Annotated in this window: 14 protein-coding genes; 8 read left to right on the forward strand and 6 right to left on the reverse strand. The window is 65.0% G+C overall.

The window, feature by feature from the left end; translation table 11 throughout:
• Window positions 1-108: 108 nt before the first annotated feature.
• Window positions 109-2037, reverse strand: coding sequence for an AsmA family protein (locus tag ABIB91_RS08690; protein ID WP_354160525.1), 1929 nt, complete (start codon window positions 2035-2037; stop codon window positions 109-111).
• Between the two features lie 289 nt (window positions 2038-2326).
• On the opposite strand from ABIB91_RS08690, the gene ABIB91_RS08695 reads away from it, so the two are divergent.
• Genes ABIB91_RS08695 through ABIB91_RS08705 form a run of 3 tightly spaced genes read left to right on the forward strand, consistent with a single transcriptional unit; the run spans window position 2327 to window position 4357 of the window.
• On the forward strand, window positions 2327-3034 hold the full coding sequence (locus ABIB91_RS08695; protein ID WP_007596238.1) for a CoA transferase subunit A: 708 nt from the start codon (window positions 2327-2329) through the stop codon (window positions 3032-3034).
• A gap of 15 nt (window positions 3035-3049) precedes the next feature.
• Window positions 3050-3700, forward strand: a complete 651-nt coding sequence (locus ABIB91_RS08700) for a CoA transferase subunit B (RefSeq protein WP_007596236.1) — start codon at window positions 3050-3052, stop codon at window positions 3698-3700.
• Window positions 3701-3721: 21 nt separating this feature from the next.
• A complete protein-coding gene (locus tag ABIB91_RS08705) occupies window positions 3722-4357 on the forward strand; it encodes a GNAT family N-acetyltransferase (protein ID WP_354160040.1) in 636 nt (211 codons plus the stop codon).
• Window positions 4358-4568: 211 nt separating this feature from the next.
• On the opposite strand, the gene ABIB91_RS08710 is transcribed toward ABIB91_RS08705, so the two are convergent.
• The 3 genes from ABIB91_RS08710 to ABIB91_RS08720 form a co-directional block, all read right to left on the reverse strand.
• The gene (locus tag ABIB91_RS08710; protein ID WP_354160042.1) at window positions 4569-5447 is read right to left on the reverse strand and encodes an SUMF1/EgtB/PvdO family nonheme iron enzyme; all 879 of its coding nucleotides are present in this window, start codon (window positions 5445-5447) and stop codon (window positions 4569-4571) included.
• 51 nt (window positions 5448-5498) lie between these two features.
• The gene (gene nirK / locus ABIB91_RS08715) at window positions 5499-6596 is read right to left on the reverse strand and encodes a copper-containing nitrite reductase (protein WP_007596231.1); all 1098 of its coding nucleotides are present in this window, start codon (window positions 6594-6596) and stop codon (window positions 5499-5501) included.
• 236 nt (window positions 6597-6832) lie between these two features.
• A complete protein-coding gene (locus ABIB91_RS08720; RefSeq protein WP_219681678.1) occupies window positions 6833-7039 on the reverse strand; it encodes a hypothetical protein in 207 nt (68 codons plus the stop codon).
• Window positions 7040-7198: 159 nt separating this feature from the next.
• Here ABIB91_RS08720 and hemN point away from each other — a divergent pair, with 159 nt between their 5' ends.
• Both hemN and ABIB91_RS08730 read left to right on the forward strand, forming a co-directional pair.
• On the forward strand, window positions 7199-8551 hold the full coding sequence (gene hemN, locus ABIB91_RS08725; protein WP_354160045.1) for an oxygen-independent coproporphyrinogen III oxidase: 1353 nt from the start codon (window positions 7199-7201) through the stop codon (window positions 8549-8551).
• A 180-nt stretch (window positions 8552-8731) separates the two neighbouring features.
• Complete coding sequence (locus tag ABIB91_RS08730; protein WP_007596228.1) at window positions 8732-8929, forward strand: DUF1858 domain-containing protein; 198 nt, start codon at window positions 8732-8734, stop codon at window positions 8927-8929.
• 87 nt (window positions 8930-9016) lie between these two features.
• On the opposite strand, the gene ABIB91_RS08735 is transcribed toward ABIB91_RS08730, so the two are convergent.
• Window positions 9017-9727 carry a Crp/Fnr family transcriptional regulator gene (locus ABIB91_RS08735; protein ID WP_354160047.1) on the reverse strand — a complete coding sequence of 237 codons (711 nt, stop codon included), beginning with the start codon at window positions 9725-9727 and terminating at the stop codon, window positions 9017-9019.
• Window positions 9728-9855: 128 nt separating this feature from the next.
• On the opposite strand from ABIB91_RS08735, the gene ABIB91_RS08740 reads away from it, so the two are divergent.
• Window positions 9856-11067 carry an NnrS family protein gene (locus tag ABIB91_RS08740; RefSeq protein ID WP_354160049.1) on the forward strand — a complete coding sequence of 404 codons (1212 nt, stop codon included), beginning with the start codon at window positions 9856-9858 and terminating at the stop codon, window positions 11065-11067.
• Window position 11068: 1 nt separating this feature from the next.
• On the opposite strand, the gene ABIB91_RS08745 is transcribed toward ABIB91_RS08740, so the two are convergent.
• A complete protein-coding gene (locus ABIB91_RS08745; RefSeq protein WP_354160051.1) occupies window positions 11069-12097 on the reverse strand; it encodes an AraC family transcriptional regulator in 1029 nt (342 codons plus the stop codon).
• 204 nt (window positions 12098-12301) lie between these two features.
• Here ABIB91_RS08745 and ABIB91_RS08750 point away from each other — a divergent pair, with 204 nt between their 5' ends.
• Window positions 12302-12922, forward strand: a complete 621-nt coding sequence (locus ABIB91_RS08750) for a response regulator transcription factor (RefSeq protein WP_354160053.1) — start codon at window positions 12302-12304, stop codon at window positions 12920-12922.
• 167 nt (window positions 12923-13089) lie between these two features.
• A complete protein-coding gene (locus ABIB91_RS08755; RefSeq protein WP_354160055.1) occupies window positions 13090-14769 on the forward strand; it encodes a mucoidy inhibitor MuiA family protein in 1680 nt (559 codons plus the stop codon).
• Window positions 14770-14837: the final 68 nt, after the last annotated feature.

Here is a 14837-nt window from a genome sequence, read left to right on the forward strand (position 1 = left end):
GGGCGATGTCTCCTCCTGCTTCAACCTCAGGTATGAGACCATCGTGGCGAAATACGGACGGCTCTTATGCGTTGGCGGAGGCGTTCCGCGTCCGCGATCCGCTCAGGACTAGTTCGACTTCGCGCCTTCCTTGGCGTTCTCCGCTGTCGGCGCTTCGGCGGGTGCGGGACGTTTTCCAGTGCCGGTGATGCGCTCGATCGCGGAGCGCACCGCGTCGCCCGGCTTGCGGTCTTTCAGCATGTCGAGCAGGGGCGCAGAGGCCGGCGAGCGGCGGATCAGGCTTTCCGGATCGGGGAAGACGAGGGGGTCGTCCCAGGGGCCCTGCACCACGAAGGGCAATTCGAACCCCGACGCGCTGTTGAGGCTGGCCACGCCCTTCATGTCGTATTCGCGCGTCGGCACCGAGGCGGTGCCGGTCATCGTGATCTTCGCCGCCGGTCCTTCGACGCGGATGTCCTCGGCGGTGGCGACGCCGTCGGAGAACTTCACCGCGATGGTGAGATTGTCGTAAGGGGTCGAGCCGTTGCGGAAATTGCCGCCGCCGGACAGCGGCCGCCGCTCGAGCCGCTTCAGTAGCTGCTCGGCATTGAAGCCCGCGATCGCGCCATCATGCCCGGTCACGGTGGCGCTGCCGTCGAGCGACTGCACGAGGCCGAACGGGCTCGAGCCGGACGCGAGGAGCGAGACGTTGATGTTGCCGCGCCCGGACAGCTTGTTGATACCGAACAGCTCGGAGGCGCAGGCCTGAAGGTCGACGTCGGTGAACTGGAATTGCGCCTTGATGTCGGCCACGGTGTCGGAGCGCGCGATGCCGAACGAGCCCTTGGCGATGCCGCCATAGACCTGGGCCTCGCCGACCGAGAGCGCCAGCGTGCCGTTGCGCAGATTCGCGCCGATCGCGGTGCGGCCGAGTTTCGACGCCCCGACCGTCAGCTTGGCGGCCGACAGGCGCATGTCGAGGTCGGTGGTCGACAAGGCGTTGAGATCGAACAGCTGCCTGTTCCAGTCGCGCGCGCCGCTCGCGAGCAGGCGGAAGGTCGAGATATAGGGTGTGAAGTCGAGCGCGTCGGCTGCGAGCGTCGCCTGCAGCGTCTGCCGGCCGTTATTGGCGTAGGTCATCACGCCCTCGGCGGTGTTGCCGTCGAGCTCGACATTGACATTGGTGAGCGCGATCGACGCGCCGACGACATTGGCCCGCGCCTTCAACGCGAAGCGGCCGAAGCCGCCGCTGGCGGGCTGCGGCTGGCCGGTCCAGCGTAGCGCGTTGCGCAAGGACGGGCTGTCGATGGTGAGCGTGCCCTCCATCATCGGGCTGGTGCGGTTGGCGACGCTGCCGTCGAAGGCGAGCTTGAGCGGTGCGCTCGCGATCCGCGCCTTCAATCCCGAGCGCTCGCCGGAGAGCGCGGCGACGAAATCGGCAAAGCTGATCGAGCCGTCGACCCGTTCGCCGCGCCAGTCGAATTGTCCGGTCGCAGCGAAGGAGCGCGAGATCGATGGCCAGGCCAGCGAGAGGTCGATGTCCTCGAACTTCTCGGTGCCGTGCATGGCGGCGTCCTCGTAATCGAGCACGCCGTCCTGGATCCGGATCTCGGAGAACGACACTTGATTCTCGGCGCCGGGCTTCATGGTGCGCGCGATGGTCTGGATGAACGGCGTCCAGTTGCTTTCGCCGTCCGGCTTCAGGCTGACATGGATGCGCGGCCGCAGCAGCGTCAGGTCGGCGATCTCGAACCGTTGCAGCAGCAGCGGCAGCAGCCGCAGGTTCGCGGTGAGCACGTCGACATGGAGCGCGGGATCGCTGGTGCCGCCGCCCTTCAGGCCGACGTCATGGAAGGAGATGTAGCTTGCCGGCAGCACCGAGATGTCGATCGCGCCTGCGACATTGACCTCGAGCCCTGTGACGTCGCGGATCTGCGTTTCCACCGCCTTGCGCAGCGCGTCGCGGTTGATGAGCCATGAGGTCGCGATCAGGGCGATCAGCGCCACGCCGAGCAGCGCCGCGATCGGCGTCCCGAGGCGCTTCATTCCTTGGGCCATGGTCAATGGCATGTCCTGATCGAGTTGGTCGCTGGAGCCAGAAGGCGGGCCGGGAAACCTGCGCGCCCCACGCCCAAGACCTATTGTGTTAAGTGCCGCAACTTGATGGGTTTTCTTGTCGCTTTCAAGGCCGCGGGAACGGTTGCGCCCACGGCTTGGGCAGCTTCTATCACCCAGGGGCGGAGCGGAGAACCCCGTATCATTGACGGCTTCGGACGATTTCGCCTAATAATCGCCGCCACTAAGGCGCGACGCCTGCAAGCCGAAGGTTCACTCGAAGGTAATTTGCATGAACAAGGTCTATCCCGACGCTAAGTCGGCTCTCGAGGGCGTTCTGAAAGACGGCATGATGATCATGTCGGGCGGCTTCGGCCTTTGCGGTATCGCCGAGACGCTGTCGGACGCGATCCGCGACTCCGGCGTCAAGGACCTGACGGTGGTCTCAAACAATGCCGGCGTCGACGGCATTGGCCTCAGCCGCCTGCTCGAAACCCGTCAGATCAAGAAAATGATCTCGTCCTATGTCGGCGAGAACAAGCTGTTCGCCCAGCAATTCCTCGCCGGCGAGCTGGAACTCGAATTCAATCCGCAGGGCACGCTGGCCGAGCGCATCCGCGCCGGCGGTGCCGGCATTCCGGCCTTCTACACCAAGACCGGCGTCGGCACGCTGATCGCCGAAGGCAAGGAAGTGAAGGAATTCGACGGGCAGAAATACCTGATGGAGCGCGGCCTGTTCGCCGACCTCGCCATCGTCCACGCCTGGAAGGGCGACACCGCAGGTAACCTCATCTACCGCAAGACCGCGCGCAACTTTAACCCGATGATGGCGACGGCCGCCAAGGTCACGGTGGCCGAGGTCGAGCATCTGGTTCCGGCCGGCGAACTCGATCCCGACCACATCCACACACCCGGTCTTTTCGTCAAGCGCATCGTCGAGGTCGGAACGGCCAAGAAGCGCATCGAATTCCGCAACACCCGCCCGCGCACGGCAGCTTGAGATCAGGAGACTAAGATGGCCTGGACCCGTGAACAGATGGCTGCGCGCGCCGCGAAGGAACTGCGTGACGGCTATTACGTCAATCTCGGCATCGGCATCCCGACGCTGGTCTCGAATTACATCCCCGACGGCATGGACGTCAGCCTTCAGAGCGAGAACGGCATGCTCGGCATGGGCCCGTTCCCCTATGAGGGTGAAGAGGACGCCGATCTCATCAACGCCGGCAAGCAGACCGTCAGCGAGCTGCCGTCGACCTCGTACTTCTCGAGCGCGGATTCCTTCGGCATGATCCGTGGCGGCCACATGGATCTGTCGATCCTTGGCGCCATGCAGGTGGCCCAGAACGGCGATCTCGCCAACTGGATGATCCCCGGCAAGATGGTCAAGGGCATGGGCGGCGCGATGGATCTCGTCGCCGGCGTCAAGCGCGTGGTCGTGGTGATGGAGCATTCGGCCAAGGACGGTCCAAAGCTCCTGAAGCAGTGCAATTTGCCGCTGACCGGCGAGCGCGTGGTCGACATGGTCGTGACTGACCTGGCCGTCTTCACCATCGACAAGCACGGCAGCGGCGGCATGGCGCTGATCGAGCTCGCCGACGGCGTCTCGCTCGACGAGGTCAAGGCCAAGACCGAAGCCGAATTCCGCGTCGCACTGAAGAACACGTAAGGTTTTCGCGAAGGGGCGCGCATGACGATACGGTCTGCGCGTCCCGAAGACGCCGATTTCATCGCACAAACCATCCTGTCATCGCAGCGCGGCTACCGGCCGCGCGGCTGGTTCGACGTTGCGCTCGGTTGGCCTGAAACACAGTGCCGCGCTTTCATCGCGCGCGTCGCAGTCGCCCGCGCAGTGTCGATGTGGCACGTCTCGCAATTTCTGGTCGCCGAGATCGATGGCAAGCCTGCTGCCGCCTTGTGTGCGCTACCGGCGGCCGGCACGGGACCAGCGGCTTGGCGTGCGATCGAAGAAGTCGCAGCCGCGTCTGGGCTCGCCCCGGCAGAGCTGGAGGCCATTCGTCAACGCGCCGGCTACACGCGCGCCTGCTGGGTTCAGGGCGGCGAGGGCGATTGGATGATCGAGTATGTCGCGACTGATCCCGCCTATCGCGGCCGCGGCCTGGTGCAGTCACTGATCGCGCATGCGCTGGAGAAGGGGCGGGCAGCTGGATTTGCCCGGGCGACGATATCGTTCCTGATCGGCAACGAGCCCGCCGAGCGCGCTTATGCCAAGGCCGGCTTCGTCCTTGCCGAGGAGAAGCGCGATCCTGCCTTCGAGGCGATCATCGGTGCGCCGGGCTTTCGCATGTTCGCGCGGGCGATCTGAGCACGCCGCGCGTGCAGTGACGGTTGAGCGCCGGGCGCGCGCCGCAATTTCGTCATTGCGAGGAGCTCTTGCGACGAAGCAATCCAGACTGTCTCCGCAGAAAGATTCTGGATTGCTTCCGCCTTCGCCGAGGCTTCGGCGGACAAGTCGCTGCGCTCGCAATGACTGAATATGAGGCGCCGGCGTCGATCTTCCCTCGCGTTTAGATCCGCTACGACCTTGCTGCCCACGTCTTGCTCCACCGCGCCGACACGCTTGCGACCCAGGACGTTTCCTCTCGAACCAGGCGGAAGCCGAGATTGGCGGGAGGGGCGCCCTGTGCGCAGCCGCCCGCACGGGCGTCGCGGATGAAATCGGTGACATAGGCGCGGTGCGCGCCTTCGGCGACGCGCACACCGCAGTTCACGGTGGGACGGCCGGCATTGCCGGCTGCGTCGATCCGCGAGCGCACGAAGCAGGTCGAGGTCCACTCCCAGACATTGCCGGCGAGATCTTCGATGCTGTGCTCGTTCACACCGAACCTGCCAAACGGATAGGTCGTCGTGTCGAAGAGGTCGCGTTCGGATTCACGTTCATAGCGGCCGATCCAGCGGTTCGATGGATCTGTTGCGTCCACCGGAAGGCCGTCATCCCTGAATCGGGAGCCGGCCGCAAAGGCCCATTCCACGTCGCTCGGCAGGCGGTAACTGTGACCGGTCTTGCGCGAGAGCCAACCCGCATAAGCCTCGGCATCATGCCAGCTCACCTGCACCGCGGGTCGATCGGAGGCGATTGCCACGCCGCGATCAAGCGCGCGGCAAGCGCCCTCCTGCACGCAAATCTGATAGTCGGATGACGAGACCTGATGCCGCATGATGTACAGCGGCCTCTCGAAGCGCATCGCGCGCAGCGGCGCTTCCGCCTGCTGCCCGGCACGCGTGAAATCGCCGGCCTCGCGATAGGACAGGCTGCCTGGCGCGACCCTGACGATGGCGGGCTCCGTCGCAGCGCCGTGGGTCCCGATCTCCGACACGAGCGGCGCCACCGCGATCGGCCCTGCAAGCCCGGCGGCGCAGGCGAGCAGCAGTTTCAACTTGAATGCGATCAGCATGGTCGTTCCCCAAGGAAAAGGGGCCGGTCATTCACCGGCCCCTCGTCGCGTCTAGTTGGTGTTGGGGGCCGGGATATCGGCAGGGGCCTTCACCTGCGTCATCAAATCGTCGTTCCACTTGCCTTCGACCTTGAAGTGCGCGGTGGCGCCGAGGTCGGCGGCTTCGATCAGATTGTGCGTGACATAGGCGTAGATGCCGGGCTGCATGAACTTGTACAGCGCAGCTCCCGCCGAGCCGCCGCGGATGAACCACGTCTCAAGCCCGGTCTCCGGCGCGTTGGAGAACTTGCCGGTCTCCCAGACATAGTCGCCATGGCCGCCGATCAGATGCGGACGGCTGTCGCGATTGGCCTGCGAATGCACGATCAGCACGTTCTCGCCGACATTGGCGGTCAGCGCATTCTTGCCGGTGAGCGCGCCGACCTTGCCGTTGAACACGACATGAGAGGGGATCAGCTTCTTCATCACCTCTTCGGTGTCGGTGAAGGCTTCGCCCGGCGATTCATAGGACTTGAAATTGCCCTTGTCGTCGCGCGGCACGTACATGTCCTGCTCTCCGACATAGTAGATCTTGTCGTATTTCAGTGCGTGGCCCTTGCCGTCGTTGAGGCCGTCGCGCGGCAGCACCATCACGGCGCCGTTCATGCCGGAGACGACGTGCCAGGGGATCATCGGGCCGCCCGGTGCGCAATGGTAGACGAACACGCCGGTTTTGGTTGCCTTCCAGCGCAAGACGACCTGCTCGCCGGGATTGACCAGCGTGAGCGCGCCGCCGCCGAGCGCGCCGGTCGCGGAATGGAAGTCGATGTTGTGCGGCATGGAATTGGTTGCGGGATTGACCAGCGTCGTTTCGACGTAGTCGCCCTCGTGCACGACCATCATCGGACCCGGCATCGACCCGTTGAAGGTCATCGCCTGGAAGGTGGTGCCCTTCTCGTCGATGACGACCTTCTTCTCCTCGATCGTGAGTCGGAACTCTACGATCTTGGGACCCTGCTTGGTCGCTTGCTCATGCGCGTGCACGAACGGCGGAGCGACCAACTCGACCTTCTGGCGCGGCAGTTTGAGATCATCGGCAGCCAAGGCGGGTGTCGCCAGCATCAGGGCGGTTGCGGCGGCGCTGATCAATGCGGCTCGGCGGGTGAACATCGGAAGCATCCTTCATCTGAAATGGTTTTGATGACGGAATGCAGTGTGCGCCGATCGCGGCAAGTGTGTTTGTGCTGCGACAAGCTTTTGCCGAATTCGCCTCCGGTAAAATCCTTAGGAGTTTGTCGAAGATCGCATCGGCGATACGAAATACGTGACGACTCGCGACGTCAGTCGCGTCGGCCGCAAATCGTTCGCATGTTCAGCTGCGTTTATTGCGAATGGATTGTCGTCGATTAGAGCAACTGGATCGCAATCCAGACCGTGCCCCAAACCGCGAGCGACAGCGCGGCGAAGACGGCGGCCGTGATGACCATTACGCGTACCAGGTGGCTGGCGCCAACGGTGGGCGTCGTGGGGACGGGACGAAAATCGTCAAAGCGCGGGATATGGCCGCGAACGCCGGTGAGCCACAGAACGAGATCGAGCGCGAACGACGCCATAACCTGTCTCCAGAGGGCAACAATCAAATGTCACCATGGCTCTTATCCCGTGCTCGGACTTTGAGCGAGCGCAAGGTTTCGCACCCGAAAACGGGTAATTTGGTGCCATCCGGGATGCGCCGCCCCGCTGCGCAGCATTGATTGACGAATGGGTAAGATATGAGGGCCGATCTTGCGGCGAGCTACGGCGAAGAACGATTGCCGCGCTACACGAGCTACCCGACCGCACCGCATTTCTCGCCGGCGATCGGCGCGGGGGCCTACGCCCGCTGGCTGGCGGAGCTCCCGGCGGCGGCCAGCGCGTCGCTTTATCTGCACGTGCCGTTCTGCCGCGAGATGTGCTGGTATTGCGGCTGCCATACCCAGATCGTTCGTCGAGACGGTCTCATCGCGGCCTATCTGCGTACGCTGCGCAGCGAGATCGCGCAGGTGTCCGAGACGATCGGCCGGCGCATCAAGGTCGAGCACATCCATTTCGGCGGCGGCACGCCGACGATCATGGCGCCGGAGGCTTTTGCCGAGTTGATGGCGGCGATGCGGCAATCGTTCTTCGTGCTGCCGTCGGCCGAGATTGCAGTCGAGATCGATCCCCGCACGCTGACTTCCGACATGGTCGAGGCGATGCGGCTCTCCGGCGTCAATCGCGCGAGCCTGGGCGTGCAGAGCTTCGACCCTGTCGTGCAGCGCGCGATCAACCGGGTGCAGAGTTTTGAGCAGACGGCTTCCGTGGTCGACATGCTCCAGCACGCCGGCATCAAGGGGATCAACTTCGATCTGATCTACGGACTGCCGCACCAGACCGTTGCCTCGTGCCTGGATACGGTGCGACGTTCGCTCGAGCTTGGGTCCGACCGCTTCTCGGTGTTCGGCTACGCGCATGTGCCTGCTTTCAAGAAGCACCAGCGCATGATCAACGAGGCCGTGCTGCCCGACGGCCTTGCGCGCCACGACCAAGCCTGCGCGATCGCCAATGCGTTGAAGGAGGCCGGCTACGTGCAGATCGGGCTCGATCATTTCGCGCGACCCGGCGATTCCATGGCCGTGGCCTTCGAGCAACGCACGCTGCGGCGCAATTTTCAGGGCTACACCACCGACCAGGGCGAAGTTCTGCTCGGCTTCGGCGCGAGCGCGATCGGACATTTGCCGCAGGGCTATGTCCAGAACGAGGTGCAGATCGGCGCCTATGCGCAGAGCATCGCCGCCGGCCATTTGGCCACCGCGAAAGGCTATGGCCTCACCGACGACGACCGGCTGCGCGCCGACATCATCGAACGCATCATGTGCGAGTTCAGCGCCGATCTCGGCGATATCTGCGCGCGTCATGGCGCAGAGGCCGGGGCAATGCTGAAATCGGCGTCGCGTCTGAAGCCGCTGATTTCCGACGGCGTCGTGAGACTCGACGGCGACCGCATCGCGGTCGCAAAGGACTCGCGCTTTCTCGTGCGCAGCGTCGCGGCCGCGTTCGACGCGCATCTGGATCCCGCGAAGCAGTTGCACAGCCGGGCGGTGTAGTCCCGTCATTCCGGGGTGCGCCACTTGGCGCGAGCCCGGAATCCATTTCACCTCTTGGTCTGCTGCCCGATGGATTCCGGGCTCGCGCTTCGCGCGCCCCGGAATGACAAGCAGCTTGCGCTCCAACAAAGAAACCGCCGCCCGCTCTGCTATCGTGGTTTCGGAACGGAGTTGTTGTCCATGCCTTTTGGATCCGACGATCTGGTCGATGACATCATGCGCACGGCGCCGCACACGATCCGCGTGTTTCTCGCCTTCAGGATGGCCTGCGTGGGCTGTCCGATCGCAACCTTCCACACGGTCGATGACGCCTGCCGCGAGCATGGCATCGATCGCGACAAATTCCTCGCCGCGCTGTGTGACCGCGTGCCGGCGTGAACCGATCTGGAATTCGCGCGGGCTGCGCGCGGATTCCCGGGTGAGGGGCGCTTTCGCCGTAAGCGGAAGCGACCCTCACCCCTGGCCTTAAGCCGCGCCGCTGTCAGGGCTCCGCTCCGCCAGCACGACGATGCCATGCGGATCGCGCAGGATGATGCGCTGACGGCCGCTCTCGACCAGCCCCTGCTGTTCCCAGCCGCTCAGGATGCGGCTCACGGTGTGCAGCGTGGTGCCGGTCATCTGCGCGATGTCCTGGCGGCTGATCGGGAAATCGATCTCGATGCCGTGGTCGAGCTTCTTGCCGGATTGTTTGGCGAGGCGCAGCAGCGCATGCGCGACGCGCTGCTCGACCTGCTGGGTCGACATTTCCAGGATTCGGGTGTGGCTCTCCTGCAGCCGCGTGCCGACGGTCTGGAGCGTGTTGGCGGCAAGCGAGGGAAATCGCTCGACCAGTCGCGGCCAGGCCGAGGTCGGCCAGATCAGGGCGACGCTGTCGTCGACCGCGATCGCTGTGGCCGGATAGCGCGCGGCCCCGATCGCCATCGCGAGACCGAACGTCTCGCCCGGCGAGACGTAGCGCACCACGATCTGCTCGCCGCTCGGTGTGGTCTTGGCTGCGCGAACATGGCCGTGCAGCAGCAGGAAGAAGGATTGCGCGTCCGCACCCTGCTCGAAAATGGCGTTGTTCTTGGGATAGCGCACTGAGCGGGCCTCGCGCAGGATCTCCTCGAGGTCCTCCGGTTTGACACCCCCAAACAGCGGCAAATGCGCAACCAACGATGTGTCGACCTTGGCCATTCTGCCTCCTTGGCGCTGGAAGTGTGATGACACCTGCAATCGTCAGGGTGTTTGCGATAGCTCAAAAACGAGCCGGCCGGACGGCAGTATTTTTCCGGGCGACGATTTGAATCGACTGGAGTTGACCCATGGCTGGCGCCCGATCCCGCAACTTTGAGGGCTGGCCGCTGTTCGCGAACAGCTTTCGGCCCTTTTTCCTGCTTGCCGCGATCCAGGCAGGGCTTTCGATCCTGGCCTGGCTGCCGATGTTCTACGGCGAATTGTCGGTGAGCTCCGCTTTCGCGCCGCGCGATTGGCACGTCCATGAGATGCTCTACGGCTTCCTGCCGGCGGTGATCACGGGATTCCTGTTCACGGCGATTCCGAACTGGACCGGGCGGCTGCCGATCCAGGGGACGTCCCTGGGCGCGCTGCTCGCGGTCTGGCTCGCCGGGCGGGTCGCGGTGACGCTGTCCGCCGATATCGGCTGGGCGTTTGCGCTTGCCGTCGATGCCGCCTTCCTGACATTGGTCGTCGCCGCTGCAACGCGCGAGATCATCGCCGGCGGCAACTGGCGCAACCTGCCCGTCGTGGTGCTGGTACTGGTGCTGCTCGCCGGCAATGTCGGCTTCCATCTCGAAGCGCATTATGCGGGTGCGGCCGATGTCGGCATCCGCGTCGGCATCGGCGTGGTCGTGCTGATGATCTCGCTGATCGGCGGCCGCATCATCCCGAGCTTCACCCGCAACTGGCTGGTCAAGTTCAACCCCGGCCGCCTCCCGGTGCCATTCGGACGCTTTGACGGTGTGGTGATCGGGTGCAGCGCAATTGCGATCATCGCGTGGATTGTGGCGCCGTTGAGCACCCTCACCGGCGTGGCGATGGCGCTTGTCGGCGGGCTCCATCTGGTGCGGCTCGCACGCTGGGCCGGTGACCGCACCTTCCGCGAGAGGCTGCTCCTGATTCTCCATGTCGGCTATGTCTTCGTGCCGCTTGGCTTCCTCCTGCATGCTCTTGCCGTCTTCGGCGCGTTGCCGCCGAGCGCGGGCATCCACGCCTGGATGGCGGGCGCGGCCGGAACCATGACGGTCGCGGTGATGACCCGAGCGAGTCTCGGCCATACCGGACAGGCGCTGACGGCGTCGCCGGCGACACAAGCCATCTATGCCGCGATCATCGTCGCGGCGCTGGCGCGGGTCGCGGCGGTGGTTTGGCCTGCGCACAGCGATGGGTTACTGCACCTTGCCGCCTGCGGGTGGATCGTTGCGTTCCTCGGCTTTGCCATCGCGTTCGGCCCGCTGCTCGCCGGCAGCCCTCGCCGCGCCCTCGCCATCATGGGCGTGCCCGTCCCGGCACGCTGATTCAAGCTGCGGTCGCCACGGTCGACGATTTCAATGGCCTGACGCCTTTGCGCCATGCGGTGATGGTGCAGCCGAAATGGCCGCGGAACCAGCGGGCCATGGCGCTCTGCGCGGAGAAGCCGAGCTGCACGGCGATGTCGGCCAGCGGCCGGCCGGGATCATCGATCAGCTGGACCACGAGATCGGCGCGCTGCGCGTCGAGAATCGCCGAGAAGCTGGTGCCGGCTTCGGCGAGGTGCCGGTGGACGGTGCGGCGGGTGCAGGCGAGGTGCTCGGCGACGCGCTCGACCGTGCAGTCGCCGCCGGCGAGCAGGAGACGCACGACCTCGTCGACCTTCTCCTCCCAGCTTGCCGGCCGCGTCTCGATCGCCTCGATCCGCTTGCGCAGATAGCTCGCGATCAGCGGATGCGCGCTCGGGATCCGGCGCTCCATGTCGTGCGTCGACAACAGGATCGAATCGTCCTCCGCATTGAAAGTCACGCGGCAGCCGTAGAACTCGCGGTAGCGCTTGCGGTCGTGCGGCGGTGGGTAATGCAGGTGCACTTCCTGCGGCCGCCAATCGCTGCCGAACAGCGACTGGATGATGCGGTGGACGCTGCCGAGCGCCATGTCGATCGACTGGCGCGGCGCGGTCGGCTGTCGGCCGCGCAGGTGCAGCGTGACCGTCACGGTCTGCTTGTCGCGGGTGACGTCCAGCTTCATGCCGTCGTGATGGATCGGGATGAAGCGCGAGAAGGCTTCGATGGCTTCACCTACCGTCGCCTGTTCGCGCACGATCAAGCCGACCGCGCCGAAATTGGTCAGCCCGCCGCGCTCGGCAAGCCGCAAGCCGAAATCTTCGGCTCCGGACGCCTCTGCCGACAATTCGAGCAGACGTCGCAGGCCGGTGACGGCAATGGGCGTATCGGGCTTGTCGAGGCAGGCCAGCGGCAGCCTGACCTTGCGCATCATTTGTCTGGGGTCGAGCCCGACCGACCGGGCGACCTCCGGGTAATAGCTCAAGCCCGCGCTGCGAATGAGGTCGGTCATGCGAACCGTTCCTGCCAGCCATTCCCGCAGATGTCCCGAAATGTAAAGTTTATGTCCCGATCCGTCAAATCCAGGAACCGGGTGGAACATACATAAGTGAAACCGAAGCACGGGCGTGAATGCCGTGCATATGACGGCGCGGCGCGACGAGGCCCCGCTGCTGTCTCGGACCATTTGACCAAAAGACATTGCTGGATCGGAATTATGCCTGGGAACATGCTTTCCAAGGGTGAGGTATTCGTCATCGACACCGATGCCGCCTCCCGCGAACAACTTTCCACCGCGCTCCAACAGAGCGCATACAACGTGATCTGCTTCGCCGACGGCGCGTCTCTGCTCTCGGAGGCCAAGGCGCGGATGCCGGCCTGCGTGCTGCTGGAGATGCCGCCCGATCGCTCCGGTCTCGACGTGCTCAAGCGCCTGCGTGAGGAAAACTGCATGGCGCCGGTGCTGGTGACCGCGACAAACGGCAGCATCGCCATGGCGGTCGACGCCATCAGGAGCGGCGCGGCCGACTTCATCGAGAAGCCGTTCCGCACCCGCGACATCGTCGACCGGATCGGTGCTGCCATCGACGAGTTCGCACAGCCCGGCTCCAGCCGGCAGCGCTGGCTGCCCGGCTGCGAACCCCTGTCCGCGCGCGAAGGCGACGTGCTCGAGCATCTCGCCGCCGGCCTGACCAACAAGGAGATCGCCCGGCGCATGCATCTGAGCGCACGCACGGTCGAGGGCTATCGCGCAGGCATTCTGAGGAAGGCGGGCGCCAAGAACGTCACCGATCTGCTCCGCCGCATCTTCGGTCAGGGTTCGTCCGCTCAGGATTAAGGGCTCTGTCGCGGCCGACGACCCGTTCCGGGCCCCGCTGCCGCCGCGGCGGCGCCCCACGGAAACCTCAATCGAACCAGTTCCTTCCCTGCCGCGTCCAACCATGTTGGCGAGGCATTGGATCGCGCGTCCGGCTGGCGGCGGCGATGACTTGGAGGAGGGACTTGATGCGCATCACCGCAAGATGTTTGGCAACGACGAGCCTGGTTCTGGTGACCACGGCCTTCGCGTCGTCGTCATGGGCCGCCGAATTGGACGCCACATCGGCCATCAATACCGTCACGGTTTACCCTGATGGCGCGACCGTCACCCGCGTCATCGCGGTGGACCTGCCGTCTGGTGACTCGACGCTCATTGCCAAGGACTTCCCGCTTGGTCTCGACACCTCCTCGATCCGGGTGGAGGGTGAGGGGGGAGCGAAGCTCACCATCGGCACGATCGATGCGCGAACGCCGCGTGCGGCGCCGGTCAATCTGCCGGAGCTGGACAAACGCATCGAGGCGCTGAATGACCAGCGCGCCGACCTGCAAGGCGCGATCGACTCGGCCAATGCGCGGCGCAAATTCGCGGAGCATTTTGCGGAAGCATCGCCCGCCGGCATCGGCGACAAGGGCGAGGCGCGGCCGATTGCCGAATGGCGCACGGCCTTTGCCACCGTCGGCGAGGAAATTGCGAGCGCCGATACCGCCGTTCGCGACGCCACGCGCAAGATGCGCGAGATCGATCGGCAGATCGGCCAGCTCGAAGTCGAGCGCAAGGCCAAGCCGCCGAGCAAGCTCGAAATCCGCATGGACATCGCCGCGCCGGCAGCAACCAAGGCGACGTTGAGGGTCACCTACAATGTGCGCAATGCACGCTGGCTGCCGCTCTATGACGCCCGGCTCGACACCGGCGCGAAGGATCGCAAGCCGCAGCTCGAATTGGTTCGCCGTGCCGAAGTCACGCAATCGACCGGCGAGGACTGGTCCAACGTCACGCTCGGCGTCTCCACGGTCCGCATCGGCCGCGGCGGCAGCGCGCCGGAGCTGAATTCGCTGGTCGCGCAGTATCCGCAAGTGCCGAAGCCGCGGGCGCTGGGTTCGCTTTCGGATTCGGCAATGCCTGCGGCGGCGCCAATGCAGCGTAAGATGGAAGCTCCGGCTTATGCCAGCCGATCCAGGGAAGATCTTGCCGAACGCGCCGAAGAACAGCAGGCGGTCGCCGAGATCGGCGACTTCCAGGCCACCTACAAAATTCCCGGCCGCGTCAGCCTCGGGGCCGCCGAGGGCGCCAAGAGCCTGCGCATCGCCTCGATGACCGTGCCCGCCGATCTCATGGTGCGCGCGGCGCCGGTGATGGATCCCACCGCCTTCCTCGAAGCCAGCTTCAAGCAGGCCGACGACACGAGCCTGTTGCCAGGCAAGGTCGCAATCTATCGCGATGGAACCTTCGTCGGCCGCGGCAAGCTCTCGGCTTCGGCCAAGGACGATATCGTGCGGCTCGGCTTCGGCGCCGACGACAAGGTCAGGATCGAGCGCGCGGTGCTCAAGCGCAACGAAGGTTCGGCCGGTCTCCTGGTCACGACCTCGAAGACCGACGAGCGTTCGTTCAAGACCACAATCCGCAATGGTCACGACTTCCCGATCAAGGTCGCGATCGAGGATCAGTTGCCGGTCAGCGAGAACGAGGACATCCTCGTCGAGATGTTGCCTGCGACCACGCCGCCGACCGCAAGCAACATTCGCGACCGGCGCGGCGTCCTGGAATGGTCGTTCGACGCCAAGCCCGGCGAGGTCAAGGACATCAATTTCGCCTGGCGCATTCGCTGGCCGAAGGACAAGAGCATGGTGATCGTGCCGGCGGGTTGATGGGCGGCGCCGAAGTGCGATGCTGTCTTAGCTCGCGCTCGCTCACTCCCTGTCATGCCCCGCGAAGG

Source organism: Bradyrhizobium sp. JR4.3 (genome assembly GCF_040547695.1).
In the GTDB taxonomy this organism is placed as follows: domain Bacteria; phylum Pseudomonadota; class Alphaproteobacteria; order Rhizobiales; family Xanthobacteraceae; genus Bradyrhizobium; species Bradyrhizobium canariense.